The following is a 15746-nucleotide window of genomic DNA, read 5'->3' as shown; positions in this document are numbered from 1 at the left end:
CCGTTTTGTTGAAAAAGCGCCGCAAGGCGCTTTTTTAATGGCTACCTGTCACCGTGAGCAAGCGCAATGTCTTTTTGAGTCACGCTCACGCCTTTGATCTGGGCGTAGACCGTCATCCCAGGTGTTAAATTCAACTCATCTTTGGCCCACTGAGTAATGGTCGCTTTGAGGGTTCGTCTTTCATCTAGGCGCAAATAGACGGTCACACTTTGCCGTTGCTCACCATGACGCACCTCTTCCAATTCCTCAATCGTGACCTTAAGGCTATTACGAATCGAGGTTTGCTTTGGCGGCTCTAGAGCTAAAGAGACATCATTGGCGCGAATTTGCAGCCGTACTAAGTCGTCTTCACGGACGTTGATTTTTTGAACCCAGAGCGAATGCGCAGGCGTTAAACTCACCTCAGTCAACGCATAGTCATGATTGTGGCGCAGGACACGAGCTTCGAACAGCGAGCTTTGCTCCGAAAACGAGTGCCACGGGCGCATGACGTCCGAAGACCAAACCGCCTCAATATTATCGCAAGCCACCACCCGACCGTCATCGATCACCACCAGTTGATTAGCCAGACGCAATACTTCATTCAAGCTGTGGGAAACATAAAGAATAGGCACGTCGATATCGGCAGCAAGTTGCTCAAGATATGGCATCACTTCGCGCTTTCTCGGCATGTCCAATGACGCAAGCGGCTCATCCATCAGGAGTATGTCTGGCTTGCGCAGCAATGCTCGTCCTATTGCGACGCGCTGCTTTTCTCCCCCAGACAACGCTTTAGGGTAACGACTCAACAGCGCACCGAGATCGAGCGTGTCCACCACCTTATCGAAATGTGCCTTATCATCCCCCTTCACGCCATACAGCAAGTTACCTTCAACGCGATAATGGGGAAACAAGCGGGCTTCTTGAAACACGTAACCCACATTGCGCTGATGCACCGGGACATTGATCTTATTTTGCGAGCAAAACAACACACGGTCATTGAGTTGAATCCGCCCTTCTAGGGGCGTATGAAGACCAGCGACAGAATGAATCAAACTGGTTTTGCCCGCCCCCGAACGGCCAAAGATGGCGGTAATGCCGCGATTGGGCAACTCAAGGTCGATATCAAACGTTTGATCACCGAGTCGGGTGCGGTACTGAACGTTCAGCGCGTGAGAATTCGTCATTGCCCTAGCCTTTTTTGACTAACTCGGCTTAACCAGCCAGAGATAAACAGAGAGAGTAACGCAATCGCAATTGAGATGAGACAAAGCCTCATTGCTGCATACTCTGCGCCCGGGGTCTCGATAAAGGTATACATCGCCAAAGGAATGGTTTGCGTTTCGCCAGGAATGTTGGAGACAAAACTGATGGTGGCACCAAATTCACCTAAGCTGCGCGCAAAGGCGAGCATAGTACCGGTAATAATACCTGGTAGGGTTAAAGGCAGTGTAATGGTGGTAAAGATTTTCAACGGGGAAGCGCCCAATGTGGCCGCTGCTTCTTCAAGGCGTGGGTCGATGGACTCTAGACTCAAACGAACCGCCCTGACCATCAATGGTAGAGAGACAATCATGCACGCAATTACCGCGCCTCTCCAACTGAAGGCGAAGACCAGCCCCCAATGCTCAAACAGATACTGGCCAAGCCAGCCTTGGCGACCAAGGGAAATCAGCAGCAAATAGCCAATCACAACAGGGGGTAACACCAGTGGTAGGTGGATAAGACTATCTAGCACACTACGTCCGAGAAACGACTTTCTAGCCAGCAACCACGCCAACAAGATACCGAGGGGGATCAGCCATAGCACCGCCACCCCCGCTATTTTCAAACTGAGCGATAAGGCTTGAATCTCGTAATCACTGAGCATCACTGACTAAAAATCCGTATTGTGTAAACAGGGCTCTTGAGTCACGCGTTTGCAAATAATCAAGAAATTCGTTCGCCGTGACATTGTCACTCACAACAGCAGCAGGATATTGAATCGGTTCGTGGCTACGCTCTGAAAGCGTGGCTACCACTGTCACCGTCTCTGATTGCATCGCATCGGTTTTGTAGACAATCCCTAATGGCGTTTCACCTCGCTCCACTAACGCTAGAGCAGCACGAACACTTTTACTCGGCGCGAGCGACATCTCTACGCTCTGCCAGACGCCAAGCCAAGTCAGCGCTTGTTTCGCATAGATACCAGCGGGAACCGTGTCGGTTTGCCCAACCGCGAGTCTTTGCCCGTTTAGCGCTTGTTGCCAAGATTGAACGTCCCCGACAGCCAAAGCGATCTGCTTCTTGGCAATGACGACGAGTTGGTTTGCCGCTATCTGTTTCACCTGGTGTGGTTCTACACTGCCGTTGTCGATCAAATATTGCACCCACTGATGGTTCGCTGAAATAAACACGTCTGCGGGAGCGCCATAGGCAATTTGCCGCGCTAGGGATGACGAGCCACCAAACACAGTGGTCACCGAAACATCACGCTGCTGCTCGAATTCATTCACGAGCTCTGAGACCACATTGGTCATCGACGCGGCAGCATAGACCGTGAGTTTGTCTTGCGCCTGAGCGTGAAAAGCAAGGCTTAACCACAAAGCGAAGAAAAGTGAAAATCGTTGTTTCATTGTTTGTTCTGTGTCTCTAGTTCTGGCCAGAGTAAATCCAGTTTCAAATGCTGCTCGATGGCATCAGCAATACGATCGATGGCTTCAAGTTGGCGCGCATTATGGTCTATCGCGCCGATATCCTCATCGGTTGCCCAACGCATAATCTGCGTCGTCGCCTCGGCCGAGTTAAAGATACCATGTAAATAGGTCCCAAAGACTTGATTACACTCACTCAACGCGCCATCCCTCTCACCCGAACTGAGCATAATGGGCGATACATCTGTGGTTTGAGTGCGACCAGCGTGAATCTCATAGCCTGATACGGGCACCGTGCTGCCATTTAATGAGAGTTGGCCATCCACATTCGTTAGCGTTTTGGAGTCGGTGATCACCGTTTGAGTCTGCAAGTACCCTAGCCCTGCTGTGCTGCCTGCGTCACTTTCTAACCCCAAAGGATCATCAATTTTCTGACCCAGCATTTGGTATCCACCACAAATGCCAATCACTTTGCCGCCTAAACGAAGATGACGCTGGATATCGCGATCCCATCCCTGACTGCGCAAGTAGGCAAGATCGCTGCGGACCGATTTTGAGCCCGGCAAAATAATGACGTCTGCTCCCGACAGCGACTCCCCCTTACCTACGTATCTAAGGTGAATGTCTGGGTTGCTTCTTAACGCATCAAAATCGGTGTGATTGCTGATCCGAGTAAACACTGGCACCGCAACCTGAATCTTCGCGCTCGAATTGAGCGATTGCTGAGTATTGATGGCATCTTCCGCCTCTAACTCAAACCCGTGCAGATACGGCAACACGCCGATAACAGGCTTGCCGGTTTTTTCTTCCAGCCAATCAAGGCCAGGTTCGAGCAGTGAAATATCACCACGAAAGCGATTAATAATAAATCCTTTGACTCGCTGCTGCTCGCTCTCTGATAGCAGGGCCAGAGTGCCGTACAAGTGAGCAAACACGCCGCCCCGGTCAATATCGGCGACAATCACGACGGGCACATCCGCCTCCTCAGCAAAGCCCATATTGGCGATATCATTCTCACGTAGATTGATTTCTGCGGGGCTACCAGCGCCTTCGATCATAATCGAATCATAGTGTTCGGTCAGTTGACTAAACGAGTCCATCACAAAAGGCAGCGCTAACTGTTTGTAGTTCTGGTAACCACACGCTTCCATATTACTCAGTGCTTTACCTTGCACGATCACCTGTGCGCCAATATCGGAATTGGGCTTAAGTAATACTGGATTCATATGAACACTAGGCTCGACACCGGAGGCTAAAGCTTGCACCGCTTGGGCGCGACCAATTTCACCACCATCAGAGGTTACGGCGCTGTTTAACGCCATATTCTGTGGTTTAAATGGGGCAACTCGCACACCACGGCGAGCCAACACTCGGCAAAGACCTGCCACGACGACGCTTTTTCCTGCGTCAGAGGTTGTACCCTGTACCATTAGGGCTTGAAGAGGCGTTTTCATATAAAGAAAAAACTACAATAAATCCATCCGTTATGTTGGCTGACGATACCACTCCCACCTTGCAATCGCTAATGTTTCGATAAAAAAAGCCCGAGGTGGTAATGCCTCGGGCTCTCAATCATTCTGCGAATTAGAACGCCGCCTCAATCGTGCTACCAAACTGCTTGGCTAGGAAGGCTTTAGTCTCTTGCGATTGGAAGATCTCAACAAACTGCTGATACTCAGGTTTAGTCTCTTCCCCTTTACGGGTCGCGATGACCATAACAGCGAGCGGGGCATCGGTCGATTCGAGATAAATACTCTGTTTCTGCGGATCAAGCCCTGATGACATCACATAGTTCATCGTGATTGCCGCAGCATCGACATCATCCAGAGTTCTGGGTAACTGCGCCGCATCGACCTCGATGAATTCGAACTGTTTAGGGTTGTCCACAACATCAGTGAGCATTGCCGCATATCCAACGCCCTCTTTCAGGGTGATCACTCCCGCATCAGCAAGCAATAATAGACCGCGACCACCATTAGTCGGATCGTTAGGTATCGCGATACGCGCTTTCTCTGGCAACGCATCTAAAGTGCGGTATTTATTTGAGTAAAGTCCCATACGCATGAGGATTGAACGGCCGATTGAGACAAGTTCTGTACCATGATTTTGATTAAAGCTGTCTAAAAATGGTTGATGTTGATAACTATTGATATCGATACTGCCATCATCAAGCGCCGCGTTTGGCGTGACATAATCCGAAAACTCGATCACTTGCACCTTTAACCCATGCTGCTCGGCTTGTTTTGCTACCGCCTCGACAACCTGGGCGTGTGGGCCAACCGTCGCTCCAACTTTAATCACTGACTCTTCTTTTTCGCCGCACCCGGTAAGTCCGACTACCGTGATGAATGCTAACAACGACACCTTACTGACTAACTTCATATTTCCCTCTCATTGTTAATAAAAGCCTTTTAGATGGCTAGAGCTCCACTGTAAGCTTTCTATATAAAAAATCAATCAATTCAATTCGTAGGCGACAAATCATTTTAAATCATCAATAATGACACCCACCTCAAATGGCTGGCTTAAAACTTGCTAATATTATTTTCATTAGGCAAAAACGCCAAGCCAATGTGGCGCTTAGACGGAAAATTGACAATGTCGGAGACTGTTTTGAAAAAAATCCTACTTACCAGCGCGCTGGCTCTTGCGGCGACATCAGCACAAGCGAATAACTTCAGCTACAACTACTTTGAAGTGCGTGTAGGCGCCAATCCCTCGACATTAGGCGGTGAGTTCACCACTCTATTCACGGAAAACTCCCATTTGATCATTCGCGCCGATTCTCAGTTTGATGGCGATTATGACGTTGCCGGTGGTATCGGTTTTAATGGACCAGTAACACAATTTGCGGATGTGTATGGTCAAATGCTACTTCACCAAACAAAATATGTAGCAGGTGACAGTGACACGCAGATTGAAATGAACATTGGCGGTCGTCTTTGGTTGACTGAACAAGTCGAAGCGACGATGCGATTAGGCCGTTTGGATGATTCCTCTGTCTTTCACGCCGGACTTCGTTTTCACTCTACTCAGCAGATGTCGCTATCAGCCGAGACAAGAAACAACGGACTCTATGGTCCACAATTGACGATGAGCGTTCGTTTTCAGTACTGATGATCGTGCTGCTCTGATGTGAAAAAAGCGCCGTCTTGGCGCTTTTTAGTTCCACGGTTTTAGTATCCCTGTTTTAGTAACCTTATCTTAGTTAAAACGGTTAGCGAACAATCAACTCACGTGGAATCAACTCAATACCCGGATGGTAACGTTTTGCCGATGCGTTAAGTGCCAACGCCAACGCGCTGTCTGAAATCATTTCAAATTGTTGGGGCAAAGAGTTCACTTTAAAGGGAAGGAAATCAAGCAGACGGTTATCACCAAAGGTCCCCAGTTTGATGCCTTTGACCAACTCTGGTTGCTCGAGAAATACGTCTAATACCCCTTCCAACAAAGTATACGAGGTGGTCACAATCGCATTGGGGAGCTCATTGTTGGCCAGCCAAGTACGCATCACCTTTTTCGCGTCAATACGGTTAAAGTGGTCACCATAGCCAATTACTACACTGCAACCTCGCTCTTCTGCCGCCGTCTTAAAACCCAACTCACGCTCTTTAGAGATATTGAGGTCTGGAAGTGCACCAATTAAGCCAATAGTTGTGACGGCGTCACTAATTACGGAGTGAGTGAGCTCATTCGCCGCGCCAAAGTCTTCACTGATCACGCATGAAAAAAACTCATCGTCCAAGGGACGGTCAATCGCGATAACCGGCGTGCCCTTATTTTGGATGTCGAGATAAAATTCATTGGCATCTGGCATCGCGCTCGCCACAAACAGCCCATCGACCTTACGACTGATCAACGCATTGACGACGTTTTTCTCGGTATCAGCGTCATCATCTGAACAAGCGATCAATATTTGATAGCCCGCTTTTCGAGAGCTTTGTTCGAGAAGTTTTGCAAGCTTGGCATAACTGGTGTTTTCTAAATCAGGGATCACCAACCCAAACGATCGACTTTGCCCTGCGCGCAGCGTACTGGCGGCAAGATCCGGGCGATAGTTATGCTCTTCCACCACCGCCATCACTTTACGTTGTGTCTTTTCACTGATCCGATATTTTTGTGCTTTGCCGTTAATCACATAGCTTGCGGTTGTCTTGGACACACCGGCCAATTTGGCTACTTCATCTAGTGTCATATCTCTACCTTAATCTGTGCGCACGATCATAATAATTCATCAAAGATCTATCGCTGAGTTGAATTATAAGCTGAAACGTTTCAGTATAAAAGCTGAAAGGATTCAGCAAAGAACAAAACAAGAGTAAGGTCACTATTTTCAACCAAGTTGAACAGTATTGAGGCGGGAACCTCATAGATATTACTCCATTCTTTGCTAAAACTTTTTTGTGGCGCGAATTTGCTGAATCGATTCACTAAAGTAGTTACTGGTCTCAAGCTATACTGACTGCCCAGTAAAAAGATGAAAGTAAATAGCGAGAAGAGACAACAGAAGTTGCACTCCGCGCCCACAGACTGAGAACGAACTGTATGACTTTTATGCTGGAGAAGCGCCATGCTCAAGCTCACTAAAACTGATATCACCCTATCGCAACAGGCCGATGATAAATTTGCCGCTATTCAAAACATTGCATCGACACTAGCGAATAAAGGCTTAGTCGACGCGCAGTACGTCGAGGGCATGCTCAATCGCGAGAAGCAAAACTCGACGTTTTTAGGCAACGGCATAGCCATCCCACACGGAACCACCGACACCCGTCACATGGTCAAAGAGACAGGCGTTGCGATTCACCACTTCCCTGACGGTGTAGAATGGGGTGACAGTAACCGTGTCTACGTCGCCATTGGTATTGCGGCAAAATCGGACGAACACTTGGGCATTCTTAAGCAATTGACCAAAGTACTTAGCGCTGACGGCGTTGAAGAACGCCTAAAATCGGTAAAAACCGCGGATGAAATCGTCGCACTCCTGAATGGCGATGTTCAGTTAGAAGTGGATCTCGACGCGTCGTTAGTTCAAGTGGGCTTTCCAGCCAGTGATATGGTCCAGCTCAGCGCTGTCGCCTCTGGTTTGCTCAAAAATACCGGATGCGCAAACCACGATTTTGTTGCCGATATCGTATCAAAAACACCCACCCACCTTGGTCAAGGGCTTTGGTTAGTCGGCAGTGAAAAAGGCGTTCAGCGTAGCGGTGTCTCTTTTGTTTCCACGGCGAATCAATGCCAATTTGACGGTGAAAACGTCAAAGCATTGATCACCTTTGCAGCGTGCAACAATGCACACCAAGCAATCTTAGAAAACCTGACGCAGTTGGTTTTTGAACAAAAACACACCTCATTGCTTGATGGTAGTGCCGAGCAAGTCATCGCGCTACTCAAAGGCGAACAAGCAGAGCAAGCCAGCGCTGATGGCAATACCGCAGTCTTCAAAATTCGAAACGCACATGGTTTACATGCAAGACCGGGCGCGATGTTGGTGGCGGAAGCGAAAAAGTTTGAGTCGAACATTCGCGTTGCAAACCTTGATGGCGACGGCAAAGCCGTTAACGCGAAAAGCCTAATGAAAGTGATTGCGCTTGGTGTTAAACACGGTCATCAGCTGCAATTCACCGCAGAAGGGGCAGATGCACCTCAAGCACTGGAAGCCATTGGCAGCGCGATTCAATCTGGCCTTGGTGAAGGTTAAGGGGCGACCATGTCTGAGATTGCAACCAATAAAGTCGTGACCATCACGTTGAATCCAGCGCTCGATCTGACCGGTAGTCTGGATACCCTCAATGTGGGTAGCGTGAGTCTTGTCAAAGAGAGCAACCTAAGAGCGGCGGGCAAAGGGGTCAACGTCGCTATGGTCCTACGCGATTTAGGTGCTGACGTCACTGTCACGGGTTTTTTAGGTAAAGATAACCCTGAGCTGTTCCACCAACTGTTTTCAAACATCGGTGTGACGGATCGCTTTGTCGAAGTTGACGGCTCCACTCGTATCAACGTCAAGTTGGTGGAGAAAAATGGCGAGGTCAGCGACATCAATTTTCCTGGCGTCGAAGTAAACGATGCTCAAATCGCGCAATTTGAGCGAGTTCTGCACGAACTGGCGATCGATCATGACTACTTTGTCTTTGCTGGCAGCCTACCCGGTGGTGTCACACCGGCTCAGTGCGCAGCATGGATCGCGCAGTTGCGTGAACGTGGCAAAAAAGTCCTGTTTGACAGCAGTAAAGCCGCACTTGCCGCAGGGCTTGATGCCAAACCTTGGCTTATCAAACCTAACGAGGAAGAGTTGGGCGATTTCCTAGGTCAAACACTGGATACGCGAGAAGCGTGCCAAAACGCGGCACAAACCCTGTCTAACAAAGGCATCGACAACATTGTCGTTTCAATGGGCGCTGACGGTGTGATGTGGTTGCACGACGATCAATGGCTCCACGCCAAGCCGCCAAGAATGCAAGTGGTCAGCACAGTAGGCGCCGGCGATACGTTAGTCGCGGGTCTATGTTGGGGCCACATGCAACAGATGCCAAAAACCGAATTACTCCAATTTGCCACAGCCCTCTCTGCACTTGCAGTGAGTCAAGTCGGCGTTGGTGTGACCAGCCAACAAGAGCTGGATCAAATTAAGCTTAATACTCAAGTTAATGAGCTTGCCTAAGCGAATCCGTTCGCCAAAACGTAGAAGCAAACTAAGGAACAGAAGGTTATCATTATGAATATTGCCATCATTACTGCCTGCCCGAGCGGCGTGGCAAATAGCATTCTTGCTGCTGGACTGTTAGAAAAAGCAGCGAAGAAACTTGCATGGAACGCGACCATTGAATGCCAATCAAGCGTTGTCGACACCAATGTGCTCTCACAAGCGGACATCGATCAAGCGGATGTGATCGTCATTGCGGCGAATACTGAAGTTGACGACGCGCGCTTTGTCGGCAAAAAAGTGTTCCGCAGTGACATCAGCGCTGTAACCAAAGACGCCGTTGCATTCCTTGAGCAAGCAACTAGCCAAGCACAACTCCTTTCCAGTGCGACACAATCGGTTGCTGCAGCTCCAGCCACCTCTTCTGCGAAGAAGATTGTGGCCATCACAGCGTGCCCAACAGGCGTGGCGCACACCTTTATGGCTGCTGAGGCACTCGAAGAAGAAGGCAAACGTCGTGGTCACCAAATCAAAGTAGAAACTCGCGGTTCGGTCGGTGCGAAAAACCAGCTCACAGACCAAGAAATTGCTGACGCAGACTTAGTGATCATCGCCGCGGACATTGAAGTGCCACTGGATCGTTTCAACGGCAAAAAAATGTACCGTACTAAAACCGGTCCTGCCCTGAAGAAAACCGCCGAAGAGATGGATAGAGCCTTTGAACAAGCGACGGTTTACCAACATTCTGGCTCAGCTAATCAATCTTCCGCTCAAGATGAGAAGAAAGGGGCCTACAAACACCTAATGACCGGTGTATCACATATGCTCCCTGTCGTGGTTGCAGGTGGTTTGATTATCGCGCTCTCTTTTGTCTTTGGTATTGAAGCATTTAAAGAAGAAGGCACGCTTGCCGCAGCATTGATGACCATCGGTGGTGGTTCAGCATTCGCGCTGATGATCCCAGTGCTCGCCGGTTACATCGCCTTTTCTATTGCGGATCGTCCAGGACTGGCACCGGGCCTTGTCGGTGGTATGCTCGCAAGCTCAACAGGCGCAGGCTTCCTTGGTGGTATCGCCGCAGGTTTCATCGCTGGTTACGCCGCGAAATTCCTTGCAGATAAAGTACAACTTCCGCAATCGATGGAAGCACTCAAACCCATTTTGATCATCCCGTTTGTCGCGACCCTCTTTACTGGTTTGGTCATGATCTACATCGTCGGTGGTCCTGTTTCCGGCATTATGAACGGTCTAACAGACTTCCTAAACAACATGGGCTCTGACAGCGCAGTACTTCTCGGAATTATCCTTGGCGCGATGATGTGTTTCGACTTAGGTGGTCCAGTCAACAAAGCAGCGTACGCGTTTGGTGTTGGCCTATTGGCATCACAAACTTACGCACCGATGGCAGCCATCATGGCGGCGGGCATGGTACCGGCTCTGGGCATGGGTTTGGCGACCTTTATCGCGAAAAACAAATTTGAGAAAAGCGAGCAAGAAGCAGGCAAAGCCTCTTTCGTACTTGGCCTATGCTTTATCTCGGAAGGTGCGATTCCTTTTGCAGCAAAAGATCCAATGCGCGTTATCCCGGCGTGTATGGCAGGCGGCGCGTTAACTGGTGCTCTGTCTATGCTGTTTGGCGCTAAACTGATGGCACCACACGGTGGTCTGTTCGTTCTTCTTATCCCGAACGCGATTACTCCAGTCGTCATGTATCTTGTCGCTATCGCAGCGGGTACAGCAGTAACAGGCTTTGGTTACGCGTTCCTAAAAGCACGCAGTGACGCAAAACAAGTTCAAGCACAAGCATAACACCCCCCAACCTTTTATTAGATCTATGCTTAATCTGCTCAGCGCTCCTCTCCGGGGCGCTTTTTTATCGCTTAGAGCGGCGCAATCAAACAACTCTATTGATATAAAACACAATACCCAAGAAAAATATTGGAACGGGTGTTAAGCTCAATAGAATCCCACCATCTTCACAGTATTGCATATCCCCCTGGGGTAAACTTTTCGATGAATAAATCCAGAAGATGACTCTAGACGCAATGCGCTACTACTCTCCGACCAAACTTTTGTTGCAATTTATCCTCGTGTTTAGCGCACTATCTGTTGTCCCTGCGATTTATTTCTATGAGCGACTTGATGATCTCGAGACTCGTACTGCACAACAAGTCGCCATGATTGAGCAAGCCAAAGTCAATTACGCGGTGGCAGAGCTCAATGCCATCAATCAAAAAATCCAACTCTCTGTGATGGAACTGGCCAACAATGGCCTGCTGCACCGTGCTATCGACTCTCCCTCTCCGCTCTCACGAAGTATAATTGAAGACTTTTGGGCCCTCGTCGCTCGAACCCAAGGCTACTACTCGCAACTGCGTTATTTGGACATCCATGGCCAAGAAAAAATTCGTATCAACCACAATGGTCGTACAACCCAAATCGTTGAAGATGTATTTTTGCAAGATAAATCCGGGCGCAACTATTTTTCTTATGCGCAGAGCTTGGAAGACGGCCAACTGGGGGTGTATGGCATTGATCTCGAGATTGAGCACGGTGAATACGCACGCCCGTACACGCCGGCGCTGCGCGTGATCGTGCCCGTTGCGACTTCTGGCGTCCGACAAGGCTACTTTATTGCGAATCTCAATCTGTCGATGATTTATGACGAGTTGGCGTATCGAGACAACAGCGGTTCGAAGCCCATCGTTGCTAATGCAAACGGCTTTTATGTGCTGTCTCCCGATACAGCGACGCTGTTTGGTGATCTGCTCCCCGGCCGAGCCCAGCATTCTGTCGCCAATGACTTCCCATTGCTATGGCGACAGCAAGCGATAAACGCTTCAGGAACAGTGCACGAGTCGAATGCTTGGCTGACCTATCAAACCATCGATTTTACCCTCGGTCAGCATACTCAATCGCTTTTGCTCTTCGTGACTATGCCTGCGCAGCAGGCTAACCAAATCAGTCGCGCCGAACGCTTTGAGCTATTTGTTCAGTTGTGTTCTGTCTCGGCGGTGATTTTTCTGATTGCCCTATCCTTTGTCATTTGGAATGACAATCACCACAAAAATAGCTTGGAAAGCAAAATTGCCCGCGCGGCGATAAACGGTATGTCTGCTCTGATGATCACAGATAAAGACAATCGGATTATCAAAGTGAATGACGAGCTCTGCCGGATTAGTGGTTACACCTTTGAAGAGGTCAAAGATCAACAGCCGTCGATGTTTGCCTCCGGAGAACATACGCAAAAGTTCTATCGTGAGATGTGGGAGTCTATTCATACAAGGGGAATTTGGCAGGGCGAAATCATCAATCGACGCAAAGATGCCACCCTTATCACTGAGTTGCTGCGCATACAAACGGTCAAGAATCACGATGGCAAGATTCAGTTCTATGTCGCCTCGTTTGTCGATATCTCCGAATTGAAGGCATTGGAACAGCAACTGCGCCGATTGAGTGAAAAAGACGCCCTCACATCGCAATGGAACCGACGCAAGTTTGATATTGAATTGCAAAGCCTATGCATGCGTGTGAAGCGTTATCCGCAAGAGGAACAGGCAGCGCTCTGTTTATTCGACATTGACCATTTTAAGCAGGTGAACGACCAGTACGGTCACGATGTCGGTGATCACGTGATTAAAAGCGTGGCGCAGTTATTGAAAGGTGAGTTAAGAGAAACGGATTTGCTCGCCCGTGTCGGTGGTGAAGAGTTTGCTGTCATCATGCCTAACACCTCGGTTGAAGAGGCGGAAGCCGTCTCGAATCGCATACGCAATGTGGTTGAACAACACTCTATGCATAATGTGACGATAAGTGGCGGTGTCAGTGATGTCTGCGCGAATCCAAGTCAGACCTACAAACGCACCGATATGGCGCTTTACGACTCTAAATATCTGGGCAGAAATCGCATTTCCGTGATCAAAAGTGATCAGGTGCAAGCCTTCGTCTAAATTGGTGCAAGATTATTTTGTTCACGCACCACGATAGCGCAGATAAACGCCCTATCGAACGCTATACTTAGGTAACACCATCACCTTCGGGTTGGCTCGGTTCTTGATACCCCAGTAGTACCCCCGCACTATTATGGAGAATAGTATGCAAGACGCTCTCACGGTCATTCTCGCTGGAGGAATGGGCTCTCGTCTTAGCCCCCTCACGGACGATCGCGCAAAACCTGCCGTTCCTTTTGGCGGAAAGTACCGTATTATTGATTTCACCCTAACCAATTGCCTACACTCTGGACTTCGGAAAATCCTCGTCCTTACCCAGTACAAGTCTCACTCATTACAAAAACATCTACGAGATGGCTGGTCGATTTTTAACCCTGAACTTGGCGAGTACATCACCGCCGTTCCACCTCAAATGCGGGGTGGTGGTAAGTGGTATGAAGGCACCGCTGATGCAATCTACCATAATCTATGGCTTTTGAGCCGCAGCGATGCCAAATATGTCATCGTCTTGTCGGGCGATCACATCTATCGCATGGATTACGCGGAGATGCTCAAAGAACATATCGACAAGAACGCGAAGCTGACGATTGCTTGTATGGACGTCCCGCGCAGTGAAGCCTCAGCCTTTGGCTGTGTCTCTGTGGGCGAAAGCGGCCGCATCGACGATTTTATTGAGAAGCCGCTAGATCCGCCATCACTGCCGGGCAATGATACGCGTAGTCTTGTGTCGATGGGCATCTATATCTTCGATATGGAAACCCTGACCCGCTCTCTAGAAGTGGATGCCAAAGATAGCCACTCTTCACACGATTTTGGCAAAGACGTCATTCCAAAACTCATCCAAGAGCAAGGCGTCTACGCTTATAACTTCTGCAACGACAAAGGTCGAGTTGACAGAGACTGCTACTGGCGAGATGTCGGTACTATTGACTCCTTCTATCAGGCCAATATGGATTTACTCGAACCCGTTCCCCCAATGAACCTCTATCAGGCAAACTGGCCAATTCGCACTTACGAGTCTCAGTTTCCTCCAGCACGGACCGTCTCCTCAGCCACAGGCAATGAGGGTATTTTCATTAATTCCATTATTGCCAATGGCGTGATCAACTCCGGTGGCTCAGTGCATCATTCCATTATCTCGCCCAACGTGCGTATTAACGACGGCGCCACTATCGCTGGCAGCATCTTGTTTGATGATGTTGAAGTGGGTGAAGGCTGCCGCTTGGTCAACTGCATCGTTGATAAGCACGTCCGAATCCCCGCCAACACAGAAATTGGCGTCGATGCGAAAGAAGATGCCAAGCGCTTTAAGATTTCATCAGACGGGATCGTGGTGGTGCCAGAAAGTTACAGTTTTTCGTAAAAAAAGCCTCTAACCTAAGTTAGAGGCTTCACTCAGAGATTGACTAGATCTCCTATAGGGGTAGGTGACAAATCTTCGATTTGTTGAGAGTAATTATCACCTATTTGCGATCAGATTAACACAGCAAATTGCGTGCGATTCACTTTCCCCTTTTTAGGACATAGCTCGGTTACGCCGCTAACGCGCCAGCACGAGGTGTTTCGTTAAAATGGCGCTTGTACTCCCGGGAGAATTGCGAGGTGCTGTTGTAACCGACTCGCCTTGCGGCTTCACTGACCTTCAATCCATCAAGATGAATCAACTCTTTCGCTTTGTTTAGGCGCACCTTTTTAATGTACTGAATAGGGGTTTCTAACGTCACAGAGCGAAACGCTTGATGAAAAGCGGAAATGCTCATGTTCGCCGTCTCAGCCAACCCTTGAACAGTGAGTGAGTCATGGTAGTGATGATGCACATACTCGAGCGCTTTGGCGACGCGCGCGTAATGCCCTTCGTGCTTGGCTAAATCGAACAACACATGCCCTTCACTGCTCATTAGCGCTCTCAGTGCCAACTCTTCAGTTAGAGACTCACCTAACAGAGCGCTCTCTACAGGATGACAAAGTGCCTTCATGATTCGACAACTCACGTCCATCATATCGTTGTCCATACTCACTGAAGAGAGCCCTTCACTGCGCGCAGGCGTCATCGCCTTTGGCTGAACGTTTAGCTCTTCAAGCTTATTGACTAAACGGTGCAGCACTTGAGGATCGACATCGACCGTTAACCCCATCAGTGGCTTGCCAGCATCAGCAATGGCTTCACATTCAAGGGGGAGCGGTACGCCGACCACAAGATAGTCATCGCCACCATATTTAACGGGCTTATCGCCAAGATAGATATGTTTTGTCCCCTGCCCCAATATGATCACGCCCGACTGGTAGACCAAAGGTTGGCGTTTATTCCCCTTGGAGCTTCGATAAAACCACACGCCTTCAATGGCGGTACCGACTACCCCTTCCAAATCGTCAAGGCCATTTTGCTCAACGTATTGCTCCATCCAATCCACCAGCGTCATCGCTTACCACCTATTCACCTAAGCAATATAAGTAGGATTAGGCAAAATAAATGCAGAATTTCGCCTTTATCCCGTCTCATTTGATTACTATTATGCACACATACAAAATCAATACTATCCC

13 protein-coding genes are annotated in these 15746 nt (G+C 49.0%); 6 read left to right on the top strand and 7 right to left on the bottom strand.

The genetic code is table 11. The annotated features are described in order from the left end of the window. Nucleotides 1-41 precede the first annotated feature (41 nt). The 5 genes from modC to AC6R03_RS11655 form a co-directional block, all read right to left on the bottom strand. Nucleotides 42-1166: a molybdenum ABC transporter ATP-binding protein ModC gene (gene modC / locus AC6R03_RS11675; RefSeq protein WP_500631280.1), complete on the bottom strand. Its 1125-nt coding sequence runs from the start codon at nt 1164-1166 to the stop codon at nt 42-44. Then, nucleotides 1163-1852, bottom strand: coding sequence for a molybdate ABC transporter permease subunit (gene modB, locus AC6R03_RS11670; RefSeq protein WP_500631279.1), 690 nt, complete (start codon nt 1850-1852; stop codon nt 1163-1165). The genes modC and modB overlap by 4 nt, the downstream gene beginning before the upstream one ends. Further along, on the bottom strand, nt 1839-2594 hold the full coding sequence (gene modA, locus AC6R03_RS11665; protein WP_500631278.1) for a molybdate ABC transporter substrate-binding protein: 756 nt from the start codon (nt 2592-2594) through the stop codon (nt 1839-1841). Before modA ends, modB begins: the two co-directional genes overlap by 14 nt. Next, nucleotides 2591-4066, bottom strand: coding sequence for a cobyric acid synthase (locus AC6R03_RS11660; RefSeq protein ID WP_500631277.1), 1476 nt, complete (start codon nt 4064-4066; stop codon nt 2591-2593). Before AC6R03_RS11660 ends, modA begins: the two co-directional genes overlap by 4 nt. A 130-nt stretch (nt 4067-4196) precedes the next feature. Further along, nucleotides 4197-4994, bottom strand: a complete 798-nt coding sequence (locus AC6R03_RS11655; RefSeq protein WP_500627188.1) for a MetQ/NlpA family ABC transporter substrate-binding protein — start codon at nt 4992-4994, stop codon at nt 4197-4199. A 216-nt stretch (nt 4995-5210) separates the two neighbouring features. On the opposite strand from AC6R03_RS11655, the gene AC6R03_RS11650 reads away from it, so the two are divergent. After that, nucleotides 5211-5729 carry a hypothetical protein gene (locus AC6R03_RS11650; RefSeq protein WP_487901486.1) on the top strand — a complete coding sequence of 173 codons (519 nt, stop codon included), beginning with the start codon at nt 5211-5213 and terminating at the stop codon, nt 5727-5729. Nucleotides 5730-5829: 100 nt separating this feature from the next. Here the strand turns inward: AC6R03_RS11650 and cra are convergent, their stop codons facing one another. After that, complete coding sequence (cra, locus tag AC6R03_RS11645) at nt 5830-6807, bottom strand: catabolite repressor/activator (RefSeq protein ID WP_500631276.1); 978 nt, start codon at nt 6805-6807, stop codon at nt 5830-5832. Between the two features lie 375 nt (nt 6808-7182). On the opposite strand from cra, the gene fruB reads away from it, so the two are divergent. From fruB to glgC, 5 genes are all read left to right on the top strand, one after another. Beyond that, on the top strand, nt 7183-8313 hold the full coding sequence (gene fruB, locus AC6R03_RS11640) for a fused PTS fructose transporter subunit IIA/HPr protein (RefSeq protein WP_500631275.1): 1131 nt from the start codon (nt 7183-7185) through the stop codon (nt 8311-8313). Nucleotides 8314-8322: 9 nt separating this feature from the next. After that, on the top strand, nt 8323-9273 hold the full coding sequence (gene pfkB / locus AC6R03_RS11635; protein ID WP_500631274.1) for a 1-phosphofructokinase: 951 nt from the start codon (nt 8323-8325) through the stop codon (nt 9271-9273). A 54-nt stretch (nt 9274-9327) separates the two neighbouring features. Then, entirely contained in the window at nt 9328-11064 is a 1737-nt protein-coding gene (fruA, locus tag AC6R03_RS11630) for a PTS fructose transporter subunit IIBC (protein ID WP_500631273.1), read from the top strand. Nucleotides 11065-11285: 221 nt separating this feature from the next. Continuing rightward, complete coding sequence (locus AC6R03_RS11625; RefSeq protein ID WP_500631272.1) at nt 11286-13205, top strand: GGDEF domain-containing protein; 1920 nt, start codon at nt 11286-11288, stop codon at nt 13203-13205. Nucleotides 13206-13350: 145 nt separating this feature from the next. After that, a complete protein-coding gene (gene glgC, locus AC6R03_RS11620; protein ID WP_500627192.1) occupies nt 13351-14568 on the top strand; it encodes a glucose-1-phosphate adenylyltransferase in 1218 nt (405 codons plus the stop codon). 169 nt (nt 14569-14737) lie between these two features. Here the strand turns inward: glgC and AC6R03_RS11615 are convergent, their stop codons facing one another. Beyond that, a complete protein-coding gene (locus tag AC6R03_RS11615) occupies nt 14738-15625 on the bottom strand; it encodes an AraC family transcriptional regulator (RefSeq protein WP_487901479.1) in 888 nt (295 codons plus the stop codon). Nucleotides 15626-15746 lie beyond the last annotated feature (121 nt).

This window comes from Vibrio sp. R10-SG-ISO4 (assembly GCF_059834135.1).
This window is presented reverse-complemented; position numbering and strand designations above follow the sequence as displayed.

What these genes read in the sequence shown, in the direction of transcription:
- modC (WP_500631280.1), bottom strand. Translation starts at nt 1,166, where the DNA reads ATGACGAATTCTCACGCGCTGAACGTTCAGTACCGCACCCGACTCGGT.
- modA (WP_500631278.1), bottom strand. Translation starts at nt 2,594, where the DNA reads ATGAAACAACGATTTTCACTTTTCTTCGCTTTGTGGTTAAGCCTTGCT.
- AC6R03_RS11660 (WP_500631277.1), bottom strand. Translation starts at nt 4,066, where the DNA reads ATGAAAACGCCTCTTCAAGCCCTAATGGTACAGGGTACAACCTCTGAC.
- AC6R03_RS11655 (WP_500627188.1), bottom strand. Translation starts at nt 4,994, where the DNA reads ATGAAGTTAGTCAGTAAGGTGTCGTTGTTAGCATTCATCACGGTAGTC.
- AC6R03_RS11650 (WP_487901486.1), top strand. Translation starts at nt 5,211, where the DNA reads ATGTCGGAGACTGTTTTGAAAAAAATCCTACTTACCAGCGCGCTGGCT.
- cra (WP_500631276.1), bottom strand. Translation starts at nt 6,807, where the DNA reads ATGACACTAGATGAAGTAGCCAAATTGGCCGGTGTGTCCAAGACAACC.
- fruB (WP_500631275.1), top strand. Translation starts at nt 7,183, where the DNA reads ATGCTCAAGCTCACTAAAACTGATATCACCCTATCGCAACAGGCCGAT.
- pfkB (WP_500631274.1), top strand. Translation starts at nt 8,323, where the DNA reads ATGTCTGAGATTGCAACCAATAAAGTCGTGACCATCACGTTGAATCCA.
- fruA (WP_500631273.1), top strand. Translation starts at nt 9,328, where the DNA reads ATGAATATTGCCATCATTACTGCCTGCCCGAGCGGCGTGGCAAATAGC.
- AC6R03_RS11625 (WP_500631272.1), top strand. Translation starts at nt 11,286, where the DNA reads ATGACTCTAGACGCAATGCGCTACTACTCTCCGACCAAACTTTTGTTG.
- glgC (WP_500627192.1), top strand. Translation starts at nt 13,351, where the DNA reads ATGCAAGACGCTCTCACGGTCATTCTCGCTGGAGGAATGGGCTCTCGT.
- AC6R03_RS11615 (WP_487901479.1), bottom strand. Translation starts at nt 15,625, where the DNA reads ATGACGCTGGTGGATTGGATGGAGCAATACGTTGAGCAAAATGGCCTT.